We start from the raw sequence: 9,043 nt of genomic DNA, 5'->3' as shown, positions 1-9,043 counted from the left end.
AAACCTAAGGATTCGCAAACCTAAGGATTCGCAAACCTAGGTTTAGTAATTTACGAATTTGGTAATCCTTAGGATTCGTAAATTACCAACAGCAACGAGGAATCAATGGCTTACGCCAGAAATTCGTAATCCTTAGAATTGCAGTTTTCGAATCTGGTAATCCTAAGGATTCGTAAATTACCAACGAGCATCAAGAATCCAGAAGTGCTTCATCCGGGCATTGAGCAATATTAAGGCTCAGGGAGTTTTTGAATGCCTCTAGCACTTTGTTATCCATGATGATCCTCCGCACCTAGACTAGGGTTTTTAACCAGGCTTTCAGTCGCTGATCCAGACGCTGCATATCAATCCTGGGATGATGCAGTATTTCCTGTGATACTGAGCGCACCTGCAGGCGCTCATACAGACCAAGGCAGCATTGCATGGTATCTACCAGGGTTTGACGAACAGCGTCAGCATCGGCCAGCTGCAAGGCTTGCAAGTGCGTTGGCAAACGCCCCCAGTCAATTTCAGAACCTCTCTCGATTTCTTTTTGCCAGCGGATACTGCGGTGAATGCTGCTGTTATCTGCCGCCATCGGCGCAAAGTCATAAATCGGAGCCAGACGGATGCCTTGCCGATCCTTGATGAAAGATGTATTGCGTGCATGGTTGTCTGTGTTGCCAAAGATCACATTCAGCAGATCCCGGCGCAGCCATTCCAGCACCAGGCTTTCAAATGGATCACTGAAAGCTTCAGGGTTCATGCTGTGCAGTGTCTGCAGTTCAATCAAAACAGCCTCATGGCGTAAAAAGCCACGCTGACCAATGGCAGCGGCCAGAGACTCCACGCCCAGCAGTTGCCAATGCTGACGATCTGGATTCCAGGCACGATCAAAGCGCGGCATCCACAGGGCAGGCTCACCACCGGACTCATCAAGAAACAAGCTACTGCAATCCAGGGTGTTGAACCCTAGGGCATCCAGCTCTTGATAATAAGCATACTCAGCCCGTAGAATCGCCTGATCACGTTCTGCTGCTGGCTTATTCGAGCCGTCATGGCGGCGTGACAGCTTCACCAGATACCAGGGGTCAGGTGACAGGATGTCAACATTAAAGTCCACCCAGGCCATGGCCTGATCAGGGCTTAAACGCAGTGCGACTTTTGGTGCGTCGCCACCAGCAACAATCCCATCCAGCAGTCCGCCGTCGTAAGCCATATACAGGCGGGGCACTGCACTCTTGCTCATGGTGAACGGCAGATTCCTAAAAGCGAATTCAGAATCAGAAAGCCCATTAAGATTTTCACGAACCCGCAGATTGCCAATCGGAGCCTTGGCCATGTTTTTAAGAAAAATCGCTGCCTTGACGCCTTTTGGATGACCAGTTAAAGCAAGGTAGTTCGCCTCACTGCGGCCTTTCAGTCCAATACTGGTTGAACAGAAATCCCACGCGGCACCCTGGGGCAGCATGTCCATCAAAAACAGCGGCCAGGACTTGAAGCTCGCCCGCTCATTCAGCTGCAAAGGCACCTGCATCCAGGCCGCAGGCCAGCCCAAAGTGCCAAGCTTTGCAACGTGCTGATCATCCATCGCATAATCATCCAGGTAACGGATACTGACCGGACCGATCGGACCCAACTCAAGGCGATCATCAAAGTGCAGCGTGGCGCATTTCATCCAACCCCTGTCAGGATGGTGGATCTGAACGGTTAACTCTTTATCCATTGGCTTCAACATCACTAGCTCCCTGCTGAGTGGTAGCACTCTGAAAAGAAAAACAACAAACCATCCGCATGACTTTTTAAGCCCTGGGGAACGGATTCAATCTGGACTGAATCACCCTCTACACGGGGCATCCAGCCAGATGCTATGCCCCGATCTTGCAAGGATTCCAGCCAGTCTGAAAAGCGCTCATCCATGACCAAGTGTTTGCCACACAACACCAGGGGCGCAAGGTGAGCCAGCAATTCGATTAACCAGAGATCATTGCTGTATGAAAAATTCACGTAATCACTGATAGCAAGAAGCCTCCGGCCATCCAGTCCAGCCGCCACCGCCCGTTGCCGCCATGGCGCTGTAAAAGGCGTCGTCCGGCGTGGCAGGCTCAACACCCTGACATTCGAAGTCCGGATGGACTGGGGCATGATGGATTCATGGTGCGCCTTGAATGCAGCATCCATCATCTGCAACTGAAACGAGCCGGTATCACAAATCACCCGCAGTTTACCGGTGGCTTTCCAGGGCTTGATTCGGGCGGCTGCATCCAGCAGATCAGCAATACTGGGCAAATCGGCAGGCCGGTTTTGACGGTAAACCAGCGGCTCCATGCTGTCCGCCTTCATCTTGACCCGTGTATCACCAGGCAAGGTGTATTCCGTTTGCAGTGTTGCCTGGATTGTTTCACCTGAAGGCAGATCAACTGCAAACACCGTGCTGGCCTCAAAATCCAGATCCTGTGCCAGAGCCTCCAACCGGGGTTTGGGATAGACGGGTAGGGCATCTACCTGGCTCAAATCCAGTAACAGGCGTGAAGCCGGTACAAAACTGCCATCCACATAAACCCGGTTATCAAAACGGAAAAAATACCCCTGGGCAGTCAGGTAGGTGGCTGGTGTATGTCCAAAATCAGAATCAGAAAGCCCATTAAGATTTTCACGAACCCGCAGATTGCCAATCGGAGCCTTGGCCATGTTTTTAAGAAAAATCGCTGCCTTGACGCCTTTTGGATGACCAGTTAAAGCAAGGTAGTTCGCCTCACTGCGGCCTTTCAGTCCAATACTGGTTGAACAGAAATCCCACGCGGCACCCTGGGGCAGCATGTCCATCAAAAACAGCGGCCAGGACTTGAAGCTCGCCCGCTCATTCAGCTGCAAAGGCACCTGCATCCAGGCCGCAGGCCAGCCCAAAGTGCCAAGCTTTGCAACGTGCTGATCATCCATCGCATAATCATCCAGGTAACGGATACTGACCGGACCGATCGGACCCAACTCAAGGCGATCATCAAAGTGCAGCGTGGCGCATTTCATCCAACCCCTGTCAGGATGGTGGATCTGAACGGTTAACTCTTTATCCATTGGCTTCAACATCACTAGCTCCCTGCTGAGTGGTAGCACTCTGAAAAGAAAAACAACAAACCATCCGCATGACTTTTTAAGCCCTGGGGAACGGATTCAATCTGGACTGAATCACCCTCTACACGGGGCATCCAGCCAGATGCTATGCCCCGATCTTGCAAGGATTCCAGCCAGTCTGAAAAGCGCTCATCCATGACCAAGTGTTTGCCACACAACACCAGGGGCGCAAGGTGAGCCAGCAATTCGATTAACCAGAGATCATTGCTGTATGAAAAATTCACGTAATCACTGATAGCAAGAAGCCTCCGGCCATCCAGTCCAGCCGCCACCGCCCGTTGCCGCCATGGCGCTGTAAAAGGCGTCGTCCGGCGTGGCAGGCTCAACACCCTGACATTCGAAGTCCGGATGGACTGGGGCATGATGGATTCATGGTGCGCCTTGAATGCAGCATCCATCATCTGCAACTGAAACGAGCCGGTATCACAAATCACCCGCAGTTTACCGGTGGCTTTCCAGGGCTTGATTCGGGCGGCTGCATCCAGCAGATCAGCAATACTGGGCAAATCGGCAGGCCGGTTTTGACGGTAAACCAGCGGCTCCATGCTGTCCGCCTTCATCTTGACCCGTGTATCACCAGGCAAGGTGTATTCCGTTTGCAGTGTTGCCTGGATTGTTTCACCTGAAGGCAGATCAACTGCAAACACCGTGCTGGCCTCAAAATCCAGATCCTGTGCCAGAGCCTCCAACCGGGGTTTGGGATAGACGGGTAGGGCATCTACCTGGCTCAAATCCAGTAACAGGCGTGAAGCCGGTACAAAACTGCCATCCACATAAACCCGGTTATCAAAACGGAAAAAATACCCCTGGGCAGTCAGGTAGGTGGCTGGTGTATGTCCAAAAATGGCGTAATCCACCCCATCCACCCGGTGGCTTAAGGTGTCTCTGGCAATCACCCGTGCCCGATCAATCGACCAGGTAATCAAATGCTGATCCCGATCCAGTCGGTTTAAGTCAACATCAAAATCAACCGGGTTCAACTTGCCGCCACCGGGTAGTTCAGCATGAGCCATGGCAAAGCGCTGGCCGCGGTGACAAACCTCAATCACCAGCGGCAGTTGCTGCAACCGATCCCGCAAGCGGTAGAGTTCAATTTCAGGGGCGGATCTAACCCAGTAGCCACCGGCTCCCTGTATATACTCACGAGCCTTGTCCGTGCGGGGTTTTTCACCTTCCGGCAGGCCGATAAAGCCAGAAAAGCCATCCAAAAACATTTGTTCGTGGTTGCCACGCACGGAAAAGAACCAAGGCTCATCCAGCAGCGCCCCCAGCTCCAGGGAGCCGTTGCCCCGATCAATCAGATCACCACAACTGATAATCCTGTCCTTGCCGGGGTCAAACTGATTCAGCCGCATGGCTTCCTGCAAATCATCAAAGCGCCCGTGCAGGTCACCCACCACAAAATCACGGCCCTGGGTGTTTTCCGGAAGCTTTAAAAAATGCATCTGCCACCTCTGTATTCAAAAGTCATCATCCAGATCCATATCTATATCGCCCCAAAAGCGAGCATAGCTAGGTAACAGCGCAGGCCTGATATTTGGGTGGCAATCCCGCAAGAAAGCCGGTATGCAGTTAAGCTCAAACAGCTTGATTCCAGTCAGGGATGCTGCCACAAAATACAACTCAAGCGAACAACGCAGATCACCCTTCTCCAGCTTTCGCAGCGTTGTTCTGGAGATGCCCATGCGCTCGGCCAGATTGGCTTCGCTCCAGCGGTTTTTCTTGCGATTAATTTGAATCAGTAACCCCAGCAAAGTGGCAGCATCCTTGGTGTCACGACCATAAAGACGAAGCCTTTCGGGCATCGAACACCTCCAATTGATCTATAGAAAAAGCATTAAGACGTTTTATGACCATTAAAAGTCATCATCCAGAACCCCGTTAGCCTTTTTGCACACTCGCTGAGGCAGCAGGGCGGAGATCTCTTTTGCATAATCGAGTTGCAACGAAATGGGAATGCGGTCAGACACAAAAAACTTGAGTTGCACCAGCGATGCCGCTTCAAAATAAAGCCCCAGTGCACAGCGCATATCCCCTTTTTCCAGCTTTTGCAGCGTCGCTCTGGAGATGTTCATGCGCTCGGCCAGATTGGATTGGCTCCATTTCTTTTTTTTACGACCCAGGCGAATCAGTGACCCCAGCAAAGTGGCGGCTTCCTGGGCATGGCGGTCATGCGCCGGAGGTCTTTGTTTTGCGCTTTCTTTTGTGACGGACATCCTCAGCACCATTGGCCAATACAAGCAGCATTAACGGATTGTTGTACTGATCTGGGTTTTCCCATTCTTGCCGCCATAACGGCAGCGGGGAGATCAGCAGCTCATCATCCAGCAACACATCAAAAGCTATTTTTGCCATGTCCATCTTGGTCTTGTAGGGCGGTAAAGGTTCGCCAGCCAGAATAACGGCAACATCCGCATCGCTGTCAGGGCGGTGATCCCCACGGGCGCGGCTTCCAAAAAGGATAAACTCAGCCTCACCGTACCGATTTAAAATCCGTGCCTTGAAATGGTTTAAGACCTTTATCGTCGTATCATCCAGCATGTTCTGACCGATCGATTTGGTTAACATCTTCCCTTATTCCTTTCGCACCCAGCCACGCTTGATCAGTTCACCCCGGTAGCCCTGACTGATACGGGACAACTCCACCGGCCGGAAATCCAGATTTTCGCAGTTCGCATTAAAATACAGCGGGTCATCAATTACCTTGGCGTGTGTATGGCCGTGGATGTTGACGTTGCCCTTGAAAATCTCAGTCGGGTGCATTGGGGTGTGCGTCAGCCAGGCAGCGGCAAACTTGCCACCGCCGCTGATTTTCAGCTTCACCATGCCTTCAATCCGGTCAGCCAGGTTTTCACGAAAGACCGTTGCCAGTCCCTCACCGGCAGGGCAGTTCTGGAAGCAGTGGTTACCCAGCACCAGATTCAGACGCGCCACACGCGCGCGAATCCGGCGCAGTACATCCAGGCTGTCCATGCTGAAAAACGAATCACCCAGCATCCACAGCGTGTCTTTCCGATTCACCGTTTCAAGAATACGTTCTTCAAGCTTCTGGTCGTGTTCCTGGGGTGTCATTTCAGCCCCGACAAACTCCGGAAAGCGCTCGTGAGTGCGGTAGCGCAGAATGTTTTTGTGACCAAAGTGCGTGTCGCTGATGATATAAATTTTTGCAATTGCCATGAGTGGCTCCCTGACCAGTGTTGATCTAATACAAGAGTTTGATCGAACGGGGGGAGTTACAAGCAATGTCCGAATAGGAGAAGGGTGGTATTGATTATGACTCCAGAGCCAATATATATTGCACCTTTGTTGACCTGCAACCCTAGAGAAACGAATAATCTCTGGTTAAAGCTGATCTACGGCATGTTCAATGGCTTGCAGCAGCACTTCGGGAAAGTCAGAAGGGCCGGGTATTTTCCAGTCATGCGCTACGCGCAGCAGCCGAATGTCCTGTACATCGGGTGCAGATCGGGCAATTCGGCTGATGGAGGCACTGATGGAACTTGAAATCTGCGCCTTGTTTTCTCTAACGCTGCGGGTTGGAATAATGAGTTCGCCAGATTTAATCGCAACCAGCGATTTGTTGTATTTGTAGTTTTTCTTTGCGGTGTCTTCATCGGTCTCGGCATCTGATTTTGGAGACTCAAAAATCACGATGTACACTGAACACGAGTCCTGCTTTCCATCTTTTAATTGCAGCTCTCTCCAAGCCATGGCTTGCTGAATCGTAGGCAACTTAATGGCTGCCTTGGTTGGCTTCAGGTTCTCTACACGACCCATGAGAGTTACTCCAGTCATCTTGATGGCTTGATGAAATTACTTCTTGCCTCGATTATAGCGATATTACAGGTTTGATCCTAATGTTCTCATCGTTGATCAGAGGGGCTGCGCATTTGGAGGCGCTAAGAAAAATGCAGACTGAGTCATTATTTGATGTGATTGGCGACATCCATGGTCATGCTGATGCGCTGCATCAATTACTGGAGCGTTTAGGTTACAGCAAGAGCAATGGAGCCTATCAACACCCAGAACGTAAAACCCTGTTCCTCGGAGACTTTATTGACCGAGGCCCTGCACAGATGGAAGTGTTGAGCATCGTTCGAGACATGATGGAAGCCGGACAAGCTGAGTCAGTGATGGGGAATCATGAGCTGAATGCCATTGGCTGGTTCCATGAGGGTAGCGATGGGCAGCCACTGCGCCCCCGTAGCCATAAAAATCGGGTGCAGCACCAAGCCTTTTTAGATCAGGTTGGAGAGGGCACCCAGCTGCATCACAGCTGGATTGACTGGTTCATGACTTTGCCAATCTGGATTAAGAAGCCTCACCTGCAACTGGTACATGCCTGCTGGTGTGAAACTTCAATGAACCAAATTATGCCGCTGCTGACTCCCCACCTGCAGCTGCAGCCAGAATACCTGCACGGATTTTTTCAGAAGAACACTGCGGCGTATCGGTCTATTGAAACCCTGCTGAAGGGCGTAGAAGTCGATCTACCTGCAGGTTACAGCTTTCAAGATAAGGACGGCACACATCGCCGCACAACCCGTATTCAGTGGTGGAAGGGCGGGCGCGAGAGCCACGAAACCACGCTGGATCGCGTTGTTATGATGCCTGAAAAATTTGCCAGTCAGCTACCAAAAACACCGGTGGGTGATAGCTTGGAAGCCTATGGCTCCATCCGTAAACCTACATTTATCGGCCATTACTGGCTGGATGGCGAACCATCTCCTTTGACAGACTGGCTGGCTTGTCTTGATTACAGCATTGCCAAAGCCGGGCGCCTGGTGGCTTATCGTTTTTCAGGTGAGATGTGCCTGAACCGTTCCGGTTTTGTTGCACACCAGTGATCGTTTTGACACACGGATAAGATCACGCTTGTTGCTATCCTCTTGAAACTATCCCCTCCGCAACTTACCGCACCTGCAACCCCCGCCTTTTACTGATCTTGGCAGGGGTTGCAGGTGTTTTGGAAACGGGGTTAATATCTCCTTATGAATTTCATTTCTCGATAAGTGCATTCTTCGAGTAATGAAAAAACAAGGGAGTAGAGAGAGGGAGGCTGCGAATGTCGAAATATTCAGAGCTCATCAAAAAAGCGGCAGAGTTTCGTGAGCACATACCAGAAGACTCTATCCCTGACGGTTATGTGCTGTTGATTGACGGGCAGGTAGAGGGGTGGATTTTGCATTTGGAAAATCCAGAGCACTTCAGCTCTGGGGCTTATGCCATCAGCAAAGATGAGAGGGTGTATCAAGCGCAAGCTGACCAGAATCAAGGTAAAGCGACACAGTGGGTGCGCCTGCATTAAGGGTTTTAATCACAAAAGGGAAATAGCAATGAAAAAGCAAATGACACTTCTGGCTACAGCTTTGGCCGCTACTTTGTCAGCAGGGCAGTTACTGGCAGAGACCGCAGGTGATCAAACAGAAAACGAGCAGATGATCAATCGTGCTGCGGGTTACCTGATTCTGGGTAAGCAGCTAACTCCATTTGTGGATGGCTCAGGTATTGGTGTGGATGCCAAGGCTATGGCATCCACTTTTGAAGCAATGGATGGCATGTTTGGCGGCTATCAGGATAATGTCTTCCTGATGGCTGGCGGGCGTTATCTCAGCGGTGAAGACACTCGTCGCTATTCCTTCGATAGCAGCCTGGATCAAAAGGAAGAATCCTCCTATTTCTCCATGTTTGCAGGTATGGGATACCTGCACGATGTCGTTGGTTTTGATCAAGGCAAGGGCGTTAGTCTGAAAGTTTTTCTGGCGCTCGGGATGGGATACGCATCATTTGATATTGATCACAAATCCTGGGTTGACTACACCATTGAAGACAGCGGCATTCATGTGCATTACCACTCCGGTCTGCTGCTGGGTCTGAAAAACATGCCTGAATTGCAAATGGAACTGGCTTTTCAGTCCATGGGTAAAGGCAC

11 protein-coding genes are annotated in these 9,043 nt (G+C 51.0%); 3 read left to right on the top strand and 8 right to left on the bottom strand.

Annotated features, from left to right (window positions below; all coding sequences use genetic code 11):
- Positions 1-292 precede the first annotated feature (292 nt).
- The 8 genes from IBX50_RS14125 to IBX50_RS14090 all read right to left on the bottom strand — a co-directional run bounded on the left by IBX50_RS14125 (position 293) and on the right by IBX50_RS14090 (position 6,888).
- Entirely contained in the window at positions 293-1,717 is a 1,425-nt protein-coding gene (locus IBX50_RS14125; RefSeq protein WP_292256879.1) for a HipA domain-containing protein, read from the bottom strand.
- A gap of 2 nt (positions 1,718-1,719) precedes the next feature.
- The gene (locus IBX50_RS14120) at positions 1,720-3,066 is read right to left on the bottom strand and encodes a hypothetical protein (RefSeq protein WP_292256878.1); all 1,347 of its coding nucleotides are present in this window, start codon (positions 3,064-3,066) and stop codon (positions 1,720-1,722) included.
- A 2-nt stretch (positions 3,067-3,068) separates the two neighbouring features.
- Entirely contained in the window at positions 3,069-4,556 is a 1,488-nt protein-coding gene (locus tag IBX50_RS14115; RefSeq protein ID WP_292256876.1) for a metallophosphoesterase, read from the bottom strand.
- A gap of 15 nt (positions 4,557-4,571) precedes the next feature.
- The gene (locus IBX50_RS14110; protein WP_292256874.1) at positions 4,572-4,916 is read right to left on the bottom strand and encodes a helix-turn-helix transcriptional regulator; all 345 of its coding nucleotides are present in this window, start codon (positions 4,914-4,916) and stop codon (positions 4,572-4,574) included.
- Positions 4,917-4,967: 51 nt separating this feature from the next.
- Positions 4,968-5,327, bottom strand: coding sequence for a helix-turn-helix transcriptional regulator (locus tag IBX50_RS14105; protein ID WP_292256871.1), 360 nt, complete (start codon positions 5,325-5,327; stop codon positions 4,968-4,970).
- Complete coding sequence (locus tag IBX50_RS14100) at positions 5,281-5,679, bottom strand: nucleotidyltransferase domain-containing protein (RefSeq protein ID WP_292256869.1); 399 nt, start codon at positions 5,677-5,679, stop codon at positions 5,281-5,283. Before IBX50_RS14100 ends, IBX50_RS14105 begins: the two co-directional genes overlap by 47 nt.
- Positions 5,680-5,685: 6 nt before the next feature.
- On the bottom strand, positions 5,686-6,288 hold the full coding sequence (locus IBX50_RS14095; protein WP_292256867.1) for a metallophosphoesterase family protein: 603 nt from the start codon (positions 6,286-6,288) through the stop codon (positions 5,686-5,688).
- 165 nt (positions 6,289-6,453) lie between these two features.
- Entirely contained in the window at positions 6,454-6,888 is a 435-nt protein-coding gene (locus tag IBX50_RS14090; protein ID WP_292256865.1) for a hypothetical protein, read from the bottom strand.
- 131 nt (positions 6,889-7,019) lie between these two features.
- On the opposite strand from IBX50_RS14090, the gene IBX50_RS14085 reads away from it, so the two are divergent.
- From IBX50_RS14085 to IBX50_RS14075, 3 genes are all read left to right on the top strand, one after another.
- Positions 7,020-7,958 carry a metallophosphoesterase gene (locus IBX50_RS14085; protein WP_292256863.1) on the top strand — a complete coding sequence of 313 codons (939 nt, stop codon included), beginning with the start codon at positions 7,020-7,022 and terminating at the stop codon, positions 7,956-7,958.
- 218 nt (positions 7,959-8,176) lie between these two features.
- A complete protein-coding gene (locus tag IBX50_RS14080) occupies positions 8,177-8,419 on the top strand; it encodes a hypothetical protein (protein WP_292256861.1) in 243 nt (80 codons plus the stop codon).
- Positions 8,420-8,447: 28 nt separating this feature from the next.
- Positions 8,448-9,043: hypothetical protein (locus IBX50_RS14075; protein ID WP_292256859.1), on the top strand; the 596-nt coding region annotated here is incomplete at its 3' end.

The sequence above is a fragment of the Marinospirillum sp. genome (genome assembly GCF_014859565.1).
The sequence above is the reverse complement of the archived record's forward strand: the minus strand, read 5'-3'. Positions and strand labels throughout refer to the sequence as shown.